Source organism: Streptomyces sp. NPDC093085, from assembly GCF_040683935.1.
In the GTDB taxonomy this organism is placed as follows: domain Bacteria; phylum Actinomycetota; class Actinomycetes; order Streptomycetales; family Streptomycetaceae; genus Streptomyces.
In genome coordinates this window covers 219,383-236,239 of record NZ_JBFBFB010000007.1, presented here as the reverse complement: position 1 = coordinate 236,239, position 16,857 = coordinate 219,383, and the positions used below count along the sequence as shown (strand labels likewise).

Below are 16,857 nucleotides of genomic sequence, written 5' to 3'. Positions count from 1 at the left end.
ACAGCGGTTAGCGCTAAGCGCTTGATCTTGGTTCCTGGGCCGGCGCGGGGAGACGATCTCCGGCCCGGCCGGTGCGGCTGTCTCCTCGGCGTCGGCGAGCGCGCGGTAGACCGAGGCGACGGAGGGGTGCTACGGCCCCGGTTCCTGGCCGGACGTCTGTTCGTTCACCCATCGGACCGCGTCCGCGAGGTTCGCGGCGGTGCCTGCGGGCTCGTAGGAGAACCCGTTCCATTCCTCCAGGGCTCGGGGTTCTTCGGGGCGGAGGTGTCCGCCACCGCCGTGGAGCGGGCGGTGGCGGCGGTGGATGTCCAGCGGGGGGCGGCGGCGCTTGTTGTACGCCGCGAGGGGGTCGCCGGTGTCGGCGCGGGGGGTCGCGCGGGACGGCTGGTTCGGTGGCCCGGGTCGGGAGTGCTTGCCCATGGGGCCGATGGTCTCAGGCGGCGACGGTGGTCGGCCGGGCCGCGGCGAGATCCGCTGCCCGGGTGCGGGCCTCGTCCACCGCACCGGTCCGGTACGGGCGGGCGGCGTTCAGCAGGGTGTTGAGCCGGGAGGCCACGAGCGTGGAGTCGACGTGGGCGGCCTCGTCCAGCGCCTGGTGGGCGGCGGCAGCGCCCTGCTCGGGCTCGCCCTCGGCAAGGAGGGCGGCGGCCAGGCCGATCCGGTCCATGACCTTCACCCGGTCGAAGCCGGGCCTGCGCAGCCGCAGGGCGTCGGTGAAGTGGACGCTGGCGGGTCGGCGCTCGCCGTGGAACCCGGCGAGGTCGCGGGCGGAGACCGCGCGGGCGCCGGCGTGCTCGGCGGCGTCGAAGTAGTCCGCCCAGGCGGGCACGGCGTCCAGGCCGGCGGCCACCAGCTCGTCGGCGGCGCCGAGGTGCCGCTCGGCACGCTGCTCGTCACCGAGGGCGGCGTGGACCCTCCCGGTCTGGGAGGCGACCAGCGCCTTCGTCGCGGGCATGGTCGCCTTCTTCGCGGCGACGCCGAGGAGGCCGAGGGCGTCCTGGGGATGCCCGAGGTAGATCATCTGGTGGGACATGCGGGTGACGATCTCCACGCCCCGGTCCGCCAGCCCGGCCTCGGAGGCCGCGTAGATGCCGTACGACCAGTACCGCTGGGCGGTGGCGTACCGGCCGCTGTCGTGGCTGACCCACCCGGCCAGAGCGGCGAGGTCCGCGGTCGCCGCGAACACCCGGGCCTTCAGCGAAGCGGGGACGCCGTCCTGGATGCGGCGGGCGACTTCGGCGAGCTGGGCGACGATCGCAGAGCGGTACAGGCCGCCGCCCTTGGAAGCGTCGGCCTTGGTGAAGAAGGCGGTCACCTCCTCCAGCGCGGCGGTGGTGTCGGCGTCGAAACCCTTGGTCGCGTGGTTCAGCCGGCGGGCGGTGCCGCCCAGCATCCGTTCGGCGGCCAGAATGAGCGGGGCGCCCAGGGCGAGCTTGAGGGTGTCGCGGCGGGCGAGGAAGAGGTCCATCTGGGTCCATCCGGCCAGGGTCTGGGCGGCTGCCTCGGTCAGCAGCGGGAGTTGGATGCTGTCCAGTGTGGGCCCGGCGGCCGTCAGTCCGAGATCACCCGGTGTAAGGGGCTGGCCGACCGCGTCGGAGATCGCCGTGGCGAGCAGGGCCGGGACCGGCGGGCGGGGGCGTTCGCCGTCCATCCAGCGGCGGACGCGGGTGGCGTCCGGGGCGACCTGCCGGTGACCCTGGCGGATCGCTTCCGCGGCGATGCGGCGGGCGATCTCGCCGTGGGACAGGCCGGTGGCCGCGATCCACAGCGCCAGGTGCGCATTGCTCGATCTGGTCGGCACTGGTGCCTCACCCTCCCGTCACGGAGCGTGGCGGATTCGCCACGGTTCGCGGTACCTACGGTACTGGTCAGGGCCCTGGGCGGGGGCGGATTCTGTATCTGCGGTAGCCGTCCGGCTATCGGCTTGAGGCATAGGGGAAGGACGAACGCATGGCGACGCTTGCACCCCAGGCTCCGTGGGCGATGAGGCTGGTCACCGACCGGCTCCCGGTCGGCCCGCCGTCGTACGCTGCGGTGACCCTGGACGCGGCCACGCAGACCGCCCGCTACACCGACGCCGCCGGCCAGGTGGTGGAGATGGGCAAGCACGGCACGAGCAAGACCACCGGCACGGCGTCGATGTCCGGCGGCGGCGACGGGCAGAAGCCCCAGCCGCAGACGCAGGACGACCACACCACCGACTACGAGTCGGACTGATCCGATGGCCTCCACCGTCCTCGTCGTCACCGCGCTGGAAGACGTCACCGCGGACTGGGTGATCGCCGCGCTGAACGAGCGCGAGGTGCCCGTGGTCCGTCTCGACCCGGCCGGCATCGGCGCCGGACTGGTCTTCGGCGCCCGCATCGGCGCCGGGGCGCCGGCCTGGGGCGGGCGGCTGGTCACCAGCAGCCGGGAGGTGGAGCTGGGGGAGGCGGCGGCGGTGTACTACCGCCGCCCCACCCCCTACGCCGCCCGGTACGGGCACCTGCCCGCGCAAGCGCGCGGCTTCGCCGCCGCCGAGGCCCGGCACGGGCTCGGCGGCGTCCTGAACCACCTGCACGGAGCCTTCTACGTCAACCACCCGTCCGCGGTGACGGCCGCGGACTTCAAGCCCGCCCAGCTCCAGCAGGCGGCCCAGCTCGGCCTCACCATCCCGCCGACGCTGGTCACCAACGACGTCGAGCAGGCCCGGAAGTTCGCCGCCGACCACGGACCCGTGATCTACAAGACGTTCCGCGGCCTGCCCACGGGCGAGGACGGGCACACCGGCGCGATCTGGGCCCAGCGCGTCGATCCGGACACCTTCGACGACTCCCTCGCGGTGACCGCCCACCTGTTCCAAGGGGAGGTCCCCAAGACCGGCGACGTGCGCGTCACCGTGGTCGGCCGCCGGGTGTTCGCCCAGCAGATCGCCGCACCGGACGGAGCGCTGGACTGGCGCCGCGGCGACTGGGACGCCCTGCTGCACGCCCCGATCGCCGTACCGGCGCCCGTCGAGGCCGCGCTGCACCGCTACCTGGCCGCGTTCGGCCTGGTCTTCGGCTGCTTCGACTTCACCCTGACCGGCGACGGCGAAGCGGCGGAAGACTGGGTGTTCATCGAGTGCAACCCCAACGGCCAGTGGGGCTGGCTGCCCGACGCCGGCGATATCACGACCGCCTTTGCCGACATCCTGAGTACGAGCGCGGAAGGAGGCGGGGCGCGATGACGGTGCCCGCCGGCCTGGAGACCGACGCCGCCCGGCTGCGCGAGGCGATGGCGAAGGGCCTCGCCGCCGACGGCGCTCTCGCCGATCGCGGCTGGAGGGCGGCGGTCGAGCGGGTGCCGCGGCACCGGTTCGTGCCTGGCTTCTACCTGCCCGCCGACGAGCCGGACGGGCAGGGCCTGACGGTGTGGGAGCCGGTCACCGCCGGGCTCGGCCACGGCCGGTGGCTGGCCGCCGCGTACTCCGACACCACGCTGATCACGCAGTTCGACGGCGACGAACCCGACTGGAAGAACCCGCGGGTGCGGCACGGCGGGGCGCCGACCTCGTCGTCCACGCTGCCGTCGCTCGTGCTGCGGATGTGGGCGGACGCCGATGTCGCCGAGGGGCACACGGTGCTGGAGATCGGCACCGGCACCGGCTACTCCACCGCGCTGGCCTGCGAACGTCTCGGGTCGGCCGACGTCACGAGTATCGAGGTCGATCCGCACCGGCTTCGGCAGGCGGCCGGCGCGCTGTACGGCTGCGGGTACACCCCCACCCTGGCGGTGGCCGACGGCCTGTACGGCTACTGGCCGGAGGCGTCCTTCGACCGGATCGTGGCCGCCTGCTCCTTCCGTGCCGTCCCCCCGGCGCTGCCGGCGCAGACCCGGACCGGCGGGAAGATCCTGCTCACCCTGTCGGGCTGGCTCTACGGCTACGCCCGTGTCCTGCTCACCGTCGGCGAGGACGGCACCGCCGAGGGCCGTCTGCTGCCCGGCACGGTGTCGTTCATGTCCGCCCGTACGCACGCGGCGCCGGCGTTCGGCAACCCCGCCCACTGGGCCGCGGGCCTCCCTGGGACGGGCCGGGCCGCCCGGCACAGCCCGCAGCGGATCACGGCCGCGACCGAGGAAGCGTTCCACCTGAGGTTCCTGGCCCAGTGCGCCGTCCCGGACGCGCAGATGACGACCGTCGGCGACGTCGTGCACCTGGTCGACGTCGTCACCGGCTCCGCCGCCACCCTCACCCCCACCGGCGGCCGGTGGGAGGTCCGCGAGGGCGGGCCGGTCAAGCTGTGGGAGCGGATCGAGCGCGTGCTGTCCGCGTACGACGAGGCGGGCCGGCCCGGCCCGGAGACGTTCACGCTGCACGTCGACGACGGCGGGCAGCACCTGCGCCACCCACACCTGCCCGGCCTGCCGCTGCCCCGGCCCTGACCCTGACCCAGCCTCTCGGAAAGGCTCGGGAGCCCCGGGCGGGGAGCGTGACGGCCTGTGGCCCCTGTGGTCCCTGTGGCCGGGGTGAAGCGGTGGGTCTTTGTGTTCGGGGTCAGCGTAGGGGGAGGTCTGCAAGCATTACCGCGAATACCGGGGAGTCGGGGAAGGGCTGATGTTCGCCTACCTTTTGGAAGCCCCAGGACTCGTAGAGGGCCTGGACCCGGGGGTGGTCGGTGTCGACCAGGAGGACTGCCAGGTCCTCGGCGCGGTCGTTCAGGAGTGTTCTTGTGACCAGTTCCGCTGTGCCGGTCTTTCGCCACCTTGTTCGGACGGCCAGTTCGGAGTAGGAGAACGTTCTGCTCCGGGCCGGGGGGTGGGCGAGGTGGTCGCGCCACCATTCGCGGTGGGGGGTCGACGGGGCTCCGTATGCGAAGGCCGCCGCCTCGTCACCGTCGAAGGCGATCACGCAGGCGAAGTCGGGGTGGCCGCCCCAGTGGTCGACGAACCAGGGGAAGCGCTGGTTGAACTCGTCGTCCATCGCGTGTGCGTAGGCATCGGCGTGTACGTCGATCAGAGCTTGGCGGATCTCGGGAAGGTCGTCATGTGTGAAGCGTCGGATGTCCAACTCGGCGGCGTTCACGCTCTGCTCCATTCGGATCGGCGGATGCCCCTTCCTGGTCTTTCTGCCCCTGTGGTGCGGCGGATACTTCCTGGTCTCTGGTTTTGGAGGGTTTTTGCCGGTGCTCAAGTGCGGGGGATCTGGCTGCCTGTTGCCGCCAGGACGAACTGGGCGTAGGAGTCCGCGTTCATCAGGGCTCGTTTGCCCATGGCGTACCAGTTCTGCTGTTTTTTGGTGTTCTCGGTTTCGTTGTCGCCTGTGTAGGTGCGGGGGTCGCGGGGGCGGCGGTTGGTCAGGAGGGTGTTTTCCGCTGCTGCCTGGGCTTCTGGGGTGCGGATGGAGGCCATGTCGGACTCGAAGTTCTCGGCATTCGTCTCCGCGTCGTACGAGGAGTACTGGAAGTCCAGCGTGCCGGAGTACTTGTGCGTGGCCTCGTGGATGATGGTCCACGCTTCCTGGCCCTTCTCCGTCAGGTGGATCGGGCCCGAGCTGCCCGTGCCTATGGACGGAGGGTTCTCGCTCTTCATGCCTGTCTGCTTGAGGCGGGTGGTGAGGTTGGGGTCCACCCAGCCGGCTACCGAGGGGGCGGGCGGGCGGTTCACCAGGGCTATTTCCGCGCCGTTTGCGTTGAGGCCGATCTGGACGCGCTTCAGGACCGTGATGATGTGCGGGATGAACTTCGCGATCTCCTCGGGGCTGGCCGTGCGGAAGACCGGGAAGCCGGAGCCCAGGGCCTGGAGCAGGGGGCCGCTCGGGGTGTTGCCCGCGTTCTGGAGCAGGGTCAGTGCCGTCGCCAGTTTGCGTTTCGCTTCCACCAGGGCCTTGCGGCTCTTGGTCTCGCGTTGCGGGTACTCCGAGTCGGGGATCTTGTCGTAACGGGAGAAGGCGACGTTCGCGCTGCTGTGCAGCTCCTGGGTCACGTCGTCGTACTGGTCGCCGTGCCGGACGCCGGCGGGGTCCACCTGTAGGTCCCTTGACGTTCTGGTTGCCCCTGATCCGTCGGACCACTGGCCCGGGTCCTGGCTCCCCGCCATGTTGTGTGTCCGGGTCGAGCCGTTGAACGTCCAGATTGTTCGTTGGACGGGGGCGGGGAGGGGGAGAGGGGAGGCGGGGCGGAGGGGGGAACGGGCTCTTTTTATGGCGCTGGTTACTGCTCTGTTGCCCGCCTTGCTTTGCAGGGCCAGGAGTTGGGCCGCCGCCGGTGTCGCTGAGGCCGGCTCTTGCTGTTGTGTCTGCGACTGTCCCCGGGTGCCGGTGTTCTGGGGGGCGTTCTTGGCCCCGCCTGTCCGGGACTCCTGTGCGTGCATCCTGCCCCTTTTTTTGTGCTGGAGGCGTCAGCCTACGGCTTCCGGGTGGGGCGGGCATGGGGGGGCTGCGGGGGTTCTGTGGTGGCTACTGGCGGGTAGGAGGGGGAGGGGGGAGGGAAGGGGGGAGTGGCTGTGTGGTGTGGAGTGGGAGGGGTGTGTTGTGTTTCGGCCTCATCGGGAGCGGGAGATGGTCGCCTTCTCCGCCGACGGGACGCGGATTCATGTGGAGGTTCATGGGGAGGACGGGCGGCCGGCCGTTGTTCTCTGCCATGGGTGGGCTTGTTCGTCGCGGTTCTGGCGGGCGCAGATCTCTGATCTCGCCCTTGACCACCGGGTGATCGTTTATGACCAGCGTGGGCATGGGCGCTCCGGGATCCCCGCTGTGCGGTACGGCACCGATGCTCTTGCCGATGATCTGGAGGCCGTTCTGCGGCTCACCTTCGGGCCGGGGGAGCGGGCCGTGCTGGTCGGGCACTCCATGGGCGGTATGGGGCTGATGGCCGCCGCCCGGCGGGCCGTCTTCCGGGAGCATGCCGGTGCCGTGCTGCTCTGTGCCACGGGCAGCTCCCGGCTGGTTCCGGATGCCCGGGTGGTGCCGTTGCTGCCCCCGGGGGCCGTGCGCACCTGGGTTACGGGGCGGATTCTCTCGTCCCGGCTGCCGCTCGGGCCGGTTACGCCGTTGTCGAGGGCGTTGCTGCGGTACGGGACCATGGGGGCCGGGGCGGCGCCGGATCGGGTCGCCGTCTGCGCCGATGTCGTGCACGAGTGTCCTCGGAGGGTCCGGGTCGCCTGGGCCCGGGTGCTGGGGGAGCTTGATCTCGACGCGGAGGTGCGGGAGTTGCGTGTTCCCGCTGCCGTACTTTCCGGCCTCGACGACCGGCTCACCCCGCCCGTGCGGGCGCGTGCGCTGGCGGGGCTGCTGCCGGAGTGTGCCGGGCTCACCTTGTTGACGGGGGTCGGGCATATGGCGCCCGTGGAGGCTCCTGAGGCCGTCAACGCCGGTATTCGGGGGCTGGTGGACTCGTATCTGGGGGTGGGGTGAGAGAGCGGGGTGAGGGGGCGGGAGTGAAGGGGCGGGAGTGAAGGGGTGGGGGTGAGGGGGTGAGGGGTGAGGAGTGAGGGGTGGGGGTGATGGTCGAAATGCGGTGTATGGGAGGGCGTGTCACGCTGGTTCCGGCCCTACTTCAGGGTGCCCCCCAACCCTTCAGGAGTTGACCTTCCATGGGTATTCAGGACCAGTTCAAGGACAAGGCGCAGGAACTCGCCGACCGTGCCAAGCAGGCCGCCGGCAACGCCGGAAACACCGGTGACAAGAAGGACGGTGCCTCCGGTGATTCTTCCGGGCGCGCTTCCGAGCGTGCTTCCGGCGCTCAGGACCGGGTGCGGGACCGTGGGCAGGACGCCATGGATGACGTTCATGACGAGATGGATGACCGGTTTGACTCCTGAGTGCCAGGAGTCCCAGGAGTGACGGGGGAGAGGCGCGCCCGGGGTTCGGGTGCGCCTCTCCTTTGTCCCGTACGGTTCCGTTCAGTTCCGTTCAGTTCAGTTCCGTACGGTTCCGTACGGTTCCGTACGGTTCCGTACGGTTCCGTGTTGTCCCGCGTTCTAGCGTGGCGGCAGTTTCGGGCGGCGCAGGTCCGGGACCTCGCCGTAGCCGGGGGGTGTGGAGGCCGGGGTGCCGGCCAGGAGGTCCAGGGCCACCCATACCGCGTCGTCCAACTGGGCGTGCCGGCCCTCCGCCCAGTCGAGGGGGGTGCGCAGGGCCTCGATGTCCGGTTCCACGCCCCGGTTCTCCACCGACCAGCCGTACGCGTCGAACCAGGCCGCGTTCATCGGCACCGTGATCACCGTGCCGTCGCAGAGCCGGTGTCTGCCGGTCATCCCGACCACCCCGCCCCAGGTCCGCTGGCCGACCACCGGGCCCAGGTTGAGCAGCCGGAACGCCGCCGTGATCATGTCGCCGTCGCTCGCGGTCGCCTCGTCCGCGAGCGCCACGACCGGGCCGCGCGGCGCGTTCGAGGCGTACGAGACGGGCTGGGCGTTCCGGGTCAGGTCCCAGCCGATGATCCTGCGGCTGAGCTTCTCCACGACCAGTTCGCTGATATGGCCGCCCGCGTTGCCCCGTACGTCCACGATCAGCGCCGGGCGTGACACCTCCAGCCGCAGGTCGCGGTTGAACTGCGCCCACCCCGAGCCGCCCATGTCGGGGATGTGGAGATAGCCGCACTTGCCGCCGCTGATCTCCCGGACGACCTCGCGCCGCTTCGCCACCCAGTCCTGGTAGCGCAGCGGCCGTTCGTCGATCAGCGGGACGACCGCGACCCGCCTCGGCCGGCTCTCGTGGATCGCGGGCGAGCCCTCGCGTTCGGCGGGGCGGAAGGTCAGTTCGACGGTGGTGCCCCCGGCGGCGGAGAGGAGGGGGTAGGGGCCGGTCACCGGGTCCACCGGGCGGCCGTCCACATGGGTGAGGACGGCGCCCTCCCTGATCCCCGTGCCGGCCAGCGGCGACCGGGCCTTGGAGTCCGAGGAGTCGCCCGGCAGGATCCGCTTGACCAGCCACTTCCCGTCCCGGCAGACCAGGTTGGCGCCGAGCAGTCCGATGGGGCGCTGGTAGTGGGCGGGGCCCTCGTCGCGGCGGGCCGGGGTGACATACGCGTGGGAGGTGCCCAGCTCGCCCAGGACCTCGCGGAGCAGGTCGGCGAACTCGTCGGGGGACGCGACCCGCTCGACCAGCGGACGGTACTGGTCGAGCACCCCGTCCCAGTCGATCCCGCACATCCCGGGCTCCCAGAAGAACGCCCGGATGATCCGGCCCGCCTCCGCGTACGCCTGGCGCCACTCGGCCTCCGGGTCGACGTCGTGGAGGATCCGGCGCGGGTCGAGGAAGACCGTCGAGTCGGTGTCCCCCAGCTCCGTCGCGGGTACGGCGCGCAGCTCGCCGTCGTCCACGACGACCAGCCGGGTGCCGTCACCGCTGACCGCGAACCAGTCGAGGTGGGCGACGAGTTCGCTCTTGCGGGCGCGGGCGATGTCGAAGTGTTCGAGGGTGGGTCGGCCCGACATGTCGGAGGGGTTGGCGAAGGTCTCGCCGAGCGCCCCGGAGATCGGCCACCGCAGCCAGACCAGCCCGCCCCCGCTGACCGGATGCAGGGCGGAGTACTTGGAGGCCGTTACGGGGAAGGGGGTGACCCGGTCCGCCAGCCCTTCCACCTCTACGGTCACCGCGACGGAACCGTCGATCAGCTCGACCCCGGCCGGATCGAGCCCCCCGGCGGCGGGGCGGCCGTCCGGCGAGAGCGCGAAGGGGGACGGGGTCGCGGAGGAGAGGGGGACCAGGTAGGGGCGGCAGCCCAGGGGGAAGGAGAGGTCGCCGGTGTGGACGTCGTACACCGGGTCGAAGCCGCGCCAGGAGAGGAAGGCGAGGTAGCGGCCGTCGCTGGTGAAGACGGGGTTCTCGTCCTCGAAGCGGCCGTTGGTGACGTCCACGATGGTCCGGGCGAAGCTCCCGGCGATCTTGGCCAGCTTGATCTGGCGGAGGGAGCGGCCGATCCCGGGGTGGGACCAGGTGAGCCAGCCGCCGTCGGGGGAGAAGGCGAGGTCGGTGACGGGGCCGTTGATGGAGCGGATGAGCTCGGTGACGATCTCCGGGGCGGCATTCTTCGGGGGGGAATCCTCCGGGGTGGCCTCCTCCGGGGTGGCCTGTGTGGGGGTGGCCTCCTGGGGGGATTCCTCGGTATCGGGGGAGGCGGCGGGTGGTTCGGGGGACTCGGGCGGCTCGGGCGCGGCTTCCGTCGCGGGGGGCGCGCTCTGGGGGGTGGGGGCGGGTGTCCCGGGGGACTCCGGCTCTGGTGGGGCCGGAGAGGGAGTCGCGGCTTCGGAGGAGGGGGCGGGGGACTCGGGGGATTCGGGGGGTGACCCCGGTTCCGTACCGTCCGGAATGTTGGTGACTTGCGGTTTTCCTTCGGATCCTGGGTCCGCTTCCGCTTCCGCTTCCTCGTCCTCCGCCACGTCGACCAGGAGCAGCCTGCCGTCGTGCGAGGCGACCGCGATCCTGGTGCCCTCCGGGTCGGCCACCAGGTCCAGGATCCGGCCCAGCCGGCCCGGGGCCAGGCGGCGCGGGGGGCGGTCGCCGCTGGCGCGGGGGAGGTAGGCGATCTCGATGGCGTCCTGGCCGTCCGCGTCCGTCACATACGCGACCCGGCCGCCGCTGCCCAGCATCACCGGGTTCCTGACCCGTACGCCGGGGGTGTCGGCGATGGTGCGGGCGGGGCCGTCGCGGTGGGTGAGCCAGTAGAGGCTGCCGCGTACGGAGACGGCGCTGGCCCGGCCCGTCAGGTCCACGGAGATCCCGTCGATGTGCCGGGACGCGGGCACCTGGTAGCCGCGCCGGCCCGCGCGCGGACCGCCCAGCCGTACGTCGAGCTTGCGCGGCACCGAGTCGGGCGTCAGCGCGTCCACCAGCCAGAGGTCGCCCGCGCACTGGTAGACGACCCGGCGCCCGTCGGAGGAGGCGTGGCGGGCGTAGAACGCGTCGTGGTCGGTGTGACGTGTGAGGTCGGTGCCGTCGGGGAGGCAGGAGTAGAGGTTGCCGATGCCCTCGTGGTCGGAGAGGAACGCGATCCGCCCGCCGACGAACATCGGGCACTCCAGATGGCCGTCGAGGTCCTTCAGCAGCCGGGTGCCGTGCAGCCAGAGCCGTCCCATGGCACCGCCCCGGTACCGCTTCCAGGCGGCCGGCTCGTGCGGGGGCTTTCCGGTGAGGAGGAGGGTGCGGCGTTCGGCGCCGGGGGGCGGGGGTTCCGGGGCGGGCGGGGAGTCGTCCGCTCGTACGGGCCGCGTCTCCGGCGTCTCCGACGCCACCGGCGTCACCGGCAGGTCCGTGATCGCGATGTCCGACACCGGGCCCCAGGGCAGCGCCCCGCCCGGGGAGCCGTCCGTGGGCAGGCTGTATGCCCAGGCGAAGTACGAGAACGGCTGGCCGTGCGAGGAGACGGCGAGGATCTGGGACTCGCCGTCCTTGTCGGGCGGGGTCCAGCCGCAGACCCGGGTGTCGGTGGCGCCCCAGTAGGTGAGCCGGCGCGCGGGCCCGCCCTCCACCGGGGCGAGATGGATCTCCGGGTCGAGGCTGCGCCAGTTCGTATAGGCGATATGGCGGCCGTCCGGCGAGAAGCGCGGATGGCCGATCCGGGTGCGGTCGACGGTCACCCGCCATGCGCGTTCGGGGCGGTGCCCTGGTGGGGCGAGGGGGGCGACCCAGAGGTCGTCCTCGGCCACGAAGCACAGCGAGTCGTCGTGAAGGTGCGGGAAGCGAAGGTACGCGGTCTCGTCACTCACCCCCCAATGCTGCCCTTTTGGTGCGCTCTTCGCCTCCGGGACGGCTGATTCCGTACCTTCCGGGAGCTTCCGGCCCCTCCCCGGCCGAGCCTTCCGGCCCCTCCTCGGCCGGCAAGTGCGCACCGGCTCTCAGGCCAGTACCTGTCCGAGGAAGGCTCCGGCGCGAGCCCCGGCGTGGGCCAGGCCACAAAAGAAACTCTTCCGTTTCGCTCAGCCGCGTATTACCTTCGTACTGTACGAAACCGTTTCGTTCGATGGAGGTCGACGACGATGGCCCGCAGCAGACTCACGCCCGAACGCGAGTCGGAGCTGTACGCCGCCGTGCTCGACCTCCTGCGCGAGGTCGGTTACGACGCCCTCACCATGGACGCCGTCGCCACCCGCACCCGCTCCAGCAAAGCCACCCTCTACCGCCAGTGGGGGAGCAAGCCGGAGCTGGTCGCCCGCGCGATGCGGTGCAGCAAGCCGCACAGCGTGGCACAGGCCGACACGGGCTCCTTGCGCGGGGACTTCCGCGCGATCCTGGAGATGGCCGAAGAACACAAGATGGAGGAGGACGCCGCGCTGATGCGGGGCCTCTTCCATGCCGTCCACACCAACCCCGATCTGCTCCAGGCGCTGCGCGAGCTCCTCATCGAGCCCGAGATCGAGGCGTTCCGCGAGATGCTCCACCGTGCGGTGGAGCGAGGCGAGGTGGCGCCGGACAATCCGGCGCTGGGGTATGTCATCCACATGATCATCGGGGCCTTCATCGCCCGGTCGATCATCGAGGACCTGCCGCCCGACCCCGCCTTCCTCCGGTCGTATCTGGATGCCGTGGTGTTCCCCGCCCTCGGCGTCTGATCCCTTCAGCAGCACTCACCCGTAGCGCTCCATCCGTATCCGCAACACCCCTGACACCCCTGACCGCGGGCACCCCTGCCCGCAAGCACCTCTGACCGCGGGCAGCCCTGCCCGCAAGCACCCCTGACTGCGGGCACCCCTGCCCGTGAGCACCCCTGCCCGTAAATACCTGACGCGTATCCGCTCTTCGCCGTCGGGACGGCTCCCCATGCCCTCGTTTCCCTCACCGACACACCGGGAGTACGCCCTCGTGGCCACGTTCCTCTACAAGCTCGGACGGCTCGCCTTCCGGCGCCGCCATTACGTCGCCCTCGTGTGGGTGGCGCTGCTGGCGCTCGCCGGAGTCGGCGCCGCCTCCGCCTCCACCGCCACCTCCAGCTCCTTCTCGATCCCGGGCACGGAAGCCCAGAAGGCCTTCGACCTCCTCGAAGAGCGCTTCCCCGGGGCGAGCGCCGACGGCGCCACCGCCCGGGTCGTCTTCAAGGCGCCCAGCGGCGAGAAGATGACCGACGCCGGCCACAAGGCCGAGGTCGGGAAGATCGTCCAGGAGCTGAAGACCGGCTCCGGCCAGGTCGGCGCCGTCACGGACCCGTACGCCGTCAACGCCGTCTCGCAGGACGGCACCATCGCGTACATCCAGGTCTCGTACAAGGTCAGCTCGATGGAGCTGAGCGACGCCACCAAGGCCGCGCTCGAAGAGACGGGCGGCGACGCGCGCGCCGCCGGGCTGACGGTCGAGATCGGCGGTGACGCGCTCCAGGTCATGCCGGAGACCGGGGCCACCGAGATCATCGGGGTGGCCGTCGCGGCCGTCGTCCTCGTCATCACCTTCGGCTCGCTGGTCGCCGCCGGGCTGCCGCTGCTCACCGCGCTGATCGGGGTCGGCGTCGGGGTCTCCACGATCACGGCGCTCGCCAACGTCCTGGACCTGGGCTCCACCACCTCCATCCTCGCGATGATGATCGGCCTCGCGGTCGGCATCGACTACGCCCTCTTCATCGTCTCCCGCTACCGCGCCGAACTCGCCGAGGGCCGGGAGCGCGAGGAGGCCGCGGGCCGCGCCGCCGGTACGGCCGGATCCGCCGTGGTCTTCGCCGGGCTCACCGTCGTCATCGCTCTCGTCGGACTCGCCGTCGTCAACATCCCGATGCTCACCAAGATGGGCTTCGCCGCCGCCGGTACGGTCGTGATCGCGGTCCTGATCGCGCTCACCCTGGTCCCGGCCATGCTCGGCTTCGCCGGGAAGCGGGTGCAGGGGCGGAAGGCGCGGGCGGCGGCCGGGGCGAACGCTGGTGACGGTGACGGAAAGCCGGCCGAGGCCAAGCCCAACATGGGGACCCGCTGGGCCCGTTTCGTGCTGCGCCGCCCCGTCGCCGTCCTGCTGACGACCGTCGTCGGCCTCGGCGCCATCGCCGTCCCGGCCGCTTCGCTGGAGATGGGCCTGCCCGACGACGGCTCGCAGCCCACCAGCACGACCCAGCGCAAGGCGTACGACCTGCTCTCCGACGGCTTCGGCCCCGGTTTCAACGGGCCCCTGCTCCTCGTCGTGGACGGCAAGGCGGACCACAACGCCAAGGCGGCGGCCACCCGGATATCCGACCAGGTGAAGAAGATGGACGGCGCCGCCGTCGTCACCGACGCCACCCTCGACAAGGGCGGGGACACCGCGACGATCACCGTCATCCCCAAGGACCGCCCCTCCTCGACCGGCACCGAGGACCTGGTCCACTCGATCCGGGACGCGGGGGCCACGGTCCGGGCGGACGACGGGGCCGAGGTCCTGGTCACCGGCGCCACCGCCATGAACATCGACTTCTCCCAGAAGATGAACGACGCGCTGATCCCCTATCTCGCGCTCGTCGTCGGCCTGGCGTTCCTGCTGCTGATGGTCGTCTTCCGGTCGGTGCTCGTACCGCTCAAGGCCGCGCTCGGCTTCCTGCTCTCCGTGGTCGCCGCCCTCGGCGCGGTCGTCGCGGTCTTCCAGTGGGGCTGGCTCGGCGGGCTGCTGGGCGTGGAGCAGACCGGCCCGATCATGTCGATGATGCCGATCTTCATGGTGGGTGTGGTCTTCGGTCTCGCGATGGACTACGAGGTCTTCCTCGTCACGCGGATGCGCGAGGCGTATGTGCACGGGGAGCGGCCCGGCGAGGCGATCGTGACCGGCTTCAAGCACGGGGCGCGGGTGGTCGTCGCCGCCGCGGTGATCATGATCGCGGTCTTCAGCGGCTTCATCGGCTCCAGCGAATCGATGATCAAGATGATCGGCTTCGGCCTCGCCGTCGCGGTCTTCTTCGACGCGTTCGTCGTGCGGATGGCGCTCGTGCCGGCGGTGCTCGCGCTCCTCGGCCACCGCGCCTGGTGGCTGCCGCGGTGGCTCGACCGGCTGCTGCCCAACGTGGACGTGGAGGGCGAGGCCCTGCGCAAGGAGCTGGGCGAGGACGACGGGACGGGCCGTAACGGCGGTAACGGCCGTAACGGCGGTACGGGTGGTACGGGCGAGGAGAAGGAGCTCGTACGGGCGTGACCCGGCCCGGATCCCGCCGGACCCTCTGATCCCGGGATCCCCTCGGCCCCGGGGCCGTCGCCGAGCGGACGGCGGCCCCGGACAGCCCCTTCACCGCACCCGTGCTCAGGTGTGGTGGAGGGGCTTCGCCAGTTTGGTCAGTTCGGTCTCGACCTCGAAGTCGTGCCGCTCCTGCCCGGCCGGGACCAGGGCGTACGACCGGTTCAGGAAGCGCCGCAGCGTCACGGAGTCGAACTGGACCACCGCCACCCCGTCCGGCCCGTGGAACTCCACCACGGTCTGCGCCCGCCCACAGGGCCACACCTGGACGTCCCCGTCCCCGGACGGCAGCCGGAGCCCCGAGTCGAGGAGGTCGCGGGCGAAGGCCCACACCACCTCGCCGCGCTCACGGTCGGCGGAGACCTCGGGCGGGAAGACGATGCGCAGGGCGAGCGGATCGGCGCCGTCGTAGCGGAGGGTGACCGGAATGGTCCGGGAGTGGGGGGAGTCCGTGATGATACGGGCTTTGGCCGGTTGCTCGACGACGGGAGACATCGACGCGCGCCTCCTTCAGTCATCCTCATTCTTGTTATCGGACTTTTAACTCTTAAGGGTACATATCGGACCGCGCAAGCGGAGGGGCGTCGTTTTTTCCGCAGGTCATGCGCTCTTGCGAAGGGTTCGCAAGTAGTCGGTATCATCTGGCGCCATGCATGTCCCCGACGGATTCATCGACCTCCCCGTCTCCGCCGCGACCGGCGTCGTCGCCGTGTCCGCCGTCGCGGTCGCGCTCCGCGGGGCGCGCCGCGAGCTGGACGACCGCACGGCCCCGCTCGCCGGACTCGTCGCCGCCTTCGTCTTCGCCGCGCAGATGCTCAACTTCCCGGTCGCCGCCGGGACCAGCGGCCATCTGCTGGGCGGGGCGCTGGCGGCGATCCTGGTCGGGCCCTGTACCGGCCTGCTCTGCGTCTCCGTCGTCCTGCTCATGCAGGGCATCCTCTTCGCCGACGGCGGGCTCACCGCGCTCGGCGTGAACATCACCGACATGGCCGTGGTGACCACGCTCGTCGGGTACGGGGTCTTCCGCGCCCTGGTCACCGTCCTGCCGCGCGGGCGCCGCGCCGTGACCGGGGCCGCCTTCGCCGCGGCGCTGCTCTCCGTACCGGCCGCCGCGCTCGTCTTCACGGGGCTGTACGCGCTCGGCGGGACCTCCGACGTGCCGCTCGGCGCGACGCTCACCGCGATGGTCGGCGTGCATCTGCTGATCGGGGTCGGCGAGGCCGCGATCACCGCGCTGACGGTGGGCGCCGTCCTCGCCGTACGCCCGGATCTGGTGTACGGGGCGCGGCCGGGGCGCGGGGCGGGCGGGCCGGGCGCGCCGCTCAAGCTGCGGGTGGGCGGGGAACTGGTCGACGCGCCGGCACCGGAGCCTTCGGAGGCCCCGGAAGGCCCGGGGGCTCCGGTGCGGTCGACCCGTACCGTACGGGTGGTGGCGCTGGTGACGGCCCTGGTGCTCGCCGGGTTCGTGTCGTACTACGCCTCCGGGGCGCCGGACGGCCTGGAGAAGGTCGCCGCCGACCAGGGCATCGACCGGAAGGCCGAGCCGCATCACGCGGACGGTTCGCCGCTCGCCGGTTACGGCGTCGAGGACATCACCGACGCCCGGCTCTCCGGCGGCCTCGCCGGGGTGATCGGGGTCGGCGCGACGGTGGCCGTGGGCAGCGGGGTCTTCTGGGCGGTACGGCGGCGGCGTACCCACGGCACGGGTGCCCACGGCACGGGTGCCCACGGCACGGCCGGTGCCCCCGAGGGGACCGCCACCGGTCCCGGCGGGAGCGTCTGAC

The 16,857-nt window shown here is 71.6% G+C and carries 14 protein-coding genes; 8 read left to right on the top strand and 6 right to left on the bottom strand.

The genetic code is table 11. The features are described 5' to 3' along the window. Positions 1–129: 129 nt before the first annotated feature. Positions 130–420, bottom strand: coding sequence for a DUF6087 family protein (locus AB0O07_RS21680; RefSeq protein WP_365635647.1), 291 nt, complete (start codon positions 418–420; stop codon positions 130–132). Between the two features lie 13 nt (positions 421–433). After that, positions 434–1,801, bottom strand: a complete 1,368-nt coding sequence (locus AB0O07_RS21675) for a Tat pathway signal protein (RefSeq protein ID WP_365635645.1) — start codon at positions 1,799–1,801, stop codon at positions 434–436. Positions 1,802–1,950: 149 nt separating this feature from the next. Here AB0O07_RS21675 and AB0O07_RS21670 point away from each other — a divergent pair, with 149 nt between their 5' ends. Genes AB0O07_RS21670 through tgmC form a run of 3 tightly spaced genes read left to right on the top strand, consistent with a single transcriptional unit; the run spans position 1,951 to position 4,404 of the window. Next, complete coding sequence (locus tag AB0O07_RS21670; protein ID WP_365635643.1) at positions 1,951–2,217, top strand: putative ATP-grasp-modified RiPP; 267 nt, start codon at positions 1,951–1,953, stop codon at positions 2,215–2,217. Between the two features lie 4 nt (positions 2,218–2,221). Continuing rightward, positions 2,222–3,208 (top strand): ATP-grasp ribosomal peptide maturase, encoded by a 987-nt coding sequence (tgmB, locus tag AB0O07_RS21665; RefSeq protein WP_365635641.1) that lies wholly within the window; start codon positions 2,222–2,224, stop codon positions 3,206–3,208. Then, positions 3,205–4,404, top strand: a complete 1,200-nt coding sequence (gene tgmC, locus AB0O07_RS21660) for an ATP-grasp peptide maturase system methyltransferase (protein ID WP_365635639.1) — start codon at positions 3,205–3,207, stop codon at positions 4,402–4,404. The genes tgmB and tgmC overlap by 4 nt, the downstream gene beginning before the upstream one ends. A 112-nt stretch (positions 4,405–4,516) precedes the next feature. Here tgmC and AB0O07_RS21655 read toward each other — a convergent pair whose 3' ends face one another. Both AB0O07_RS21655 and AB0O07_RS21650 read right to left on the bottom strand, forming a co-directional pair. Beyond that, positions 4,517–5,056 carry a GNAT family N-acetyltransferase gene (locus AB0O07_RS21655; protein WP_365635815.1) on the bottom strand — a complete coding sequence of 180 codons (540 nt, stop codon included), beginning with the start codon at positions 5,054–5,056 and terminating at the stop codon, positions 4,517–4,519. Between the two features lie 92 nt (positions 5,057–5,148). Further along, positions 5,149–5,985: a hypothetical protein gene (locus tag AB0O07_RS21650; RefSeq protein ID WP_365635637.1), complete on the bottom strand. Its 837-nt coding sequence runs from the start codon at positions 5,983–5,985 to the stop codon at positions 5,149–5,151. Positions 5,986–6,517: 532 nt separating this feature from the next. Between AB0O07_RS21650 and AB0O07_RS21645 the strand changes: the two genes are divergently transcribed. Next, the gene (locus AB0O07_RS21645; protein WP_365635635.1) at positions 6,518–7,372 is read left to right on the top strand and encodes an alpha/beta hydrolase; all 855 of its coding nucleotides are present in this window, start codon (positions 6,518–6,520) and stop codon (positions 7,370–7,372) included. Positions 7,373–7,551: 179 nt separating this feature from the next. Further along, positions 7,552–7,779, top strand: a complete 228-nt coding sequence (locus tag AB0O07_RS21640) for a hypothetical protein (protein WP_365635633.1) — start codon at positions 7,552–7,554, stop codon at positions 7,777–7,779. A 159-nt stretch (positions 7,780–7,938) separates the two neighbouring features. On the opposite strand, the gene AB0O07_RS21635 is transcribed toward AB0O07_RS21640, so the two are convergent. Next, positions 7,939–11,667: a S41 family peptidase gene (locus AB0O07_RS21635; RefSeq protein ID WP_365635631.1), complete on the bottom strand. Its 3,729-nt coding sequence runs from the start codon at positions 11,665–11,667 to the stop codon at positions 7,939–7,941. Positions 11,668–11,937: 270 nt separating this feature from the next. Between AB0O07_RS21635 and AB0O07_RS21630 the strand changes: the two genes are divergently transcribed. Together AB0O07_RS21630 and AB0O07_RS21625 are read left to right on the top strand one after the other, a co-directional pair. Next, entirely contained in the window at positions 11,938–12,510 is a 573-nt protein-coding gene (locus AB0O07_RS21630) for a TetR/AcrR family transcriptional regulator (protein ID WP_365635629.1), read from the top strand. A 250-nt stretch (positions 12,511–12,760) separates the two neighbouring features. Beyond that, a complete protein-coding gene (locus tag AB0O07_RS21625; protein WP_365635627.1) occupies positions 12,761–15,034 on the top strand; it encodes an MMPL family transporter in 2,274 nt (757 codons plus the stop codon). Between the two features lie 105 nt (positions 15,035–15,139). Here the strand turns inward: AB0O07_RS21625 and AB0O07_RS21620 are convergent, their stop codons facing one another. Next, complete coding sequence (locus AB0O07_RS21620) at positions 15,140–15,568, bottom strand: SsgA family sporulation/cell division regulator (protein WP_365635625.1); 429 nt, start codon at positions 15,566–15,568, stop codon at positions 15,140–15,142. A gap of 154 nt (positions 15,569–15,722) precedes the next feature. Between AB0O07_RS21620 and AB0O07_RS21615 the strand changes: the two genes are divergently transcribed. Then, positions 15,723–16,856, top strand: a complete 1,134-nt coding sequence (locus tag AB0O07_RS21615; protein WP_365635623.1) for an energy-coupling factor ABC transporter permease — start codon at positions 15,723–15,725, stop codon at positions 16,854–16,856. Position 16,857: the final 1 nt, after the last annotated feature.

Excerpts from the sequence above, each read along its gene's own strand:
- AB0O07_RS21680 (WP_365635647.1), bottom strand. The coding sequence starts at position 420 with ATGGGCAAGCACTCCCGACCCGGGCCACCGAACCAGCCGTCCCGCGCG.
- AB0O07_RS21670 (WP_365635643.1), top strand. The coding sequence starts at position 1,951 with ATGGCGACGCTTGCACCCCAGGCTCCGTGGGCGATGAGGCTGGTCACC.
- tgmB (WP_365635641.1), top strand. The coding sequence starts at position 2,222 with ATGGCCTCCACCGTCCTCGTCGTCACCGCGCTGGAAGACGTCACCGCG.
- tgmC (WP_365635639.1), top strand. The coding sequence starts at position 3,205 with ATGACGGTGCCCGCCGGCCTGGAGACCGACGCCGCCCGGCTGCGCGAG.
- AB0O07_RS21655 (WP_365635815.1), bottom strand. The coding sequence starts at position 5,056 with ATGGAGCAGAGCGTGAACGCCGCCGAGTTGGACATCCGACGCTTCACA.
- AB0O07_RS21645 (WP_365635635.1), top strand. The coding sequence starts at position 6,518 with ATGGTCGCCTTCTCCGCCGACGGGACGCGGATTCATGTGGAGGTTCAT.
- AB0O07_RS21640 (WP_365635633.1), top strand. The coding sequence starts at position 7,552 with ATGGGTATTCAGGACCAGTTCAAGGACAAGGCGCAGGAACTCGCCGAC.
- AB0O07_RS21630 (WP_365635629.1), top strand. The coding sequence starts at position 11,938 with ATGGCCCGCAGCAGACTCACGCCCGAACGCGAGTCGGAGCTGTACGCC.
- AB0O07_RS21620 (WP_365635625.1), bottom strand. The coding sequence starts at position 15,568 with ATGTCTCCCGTCGTCGAGCAACCGGCCAAAGCCCGTATCATCACGGAC.
- AB0O07_RS21615 (WP_365635623.1), top strand. The coding sequence starts at position 15,723 with ATGCATGTCCCCGACGGATTCATCGACCTCCCCGTCTCCGCCGCGACC.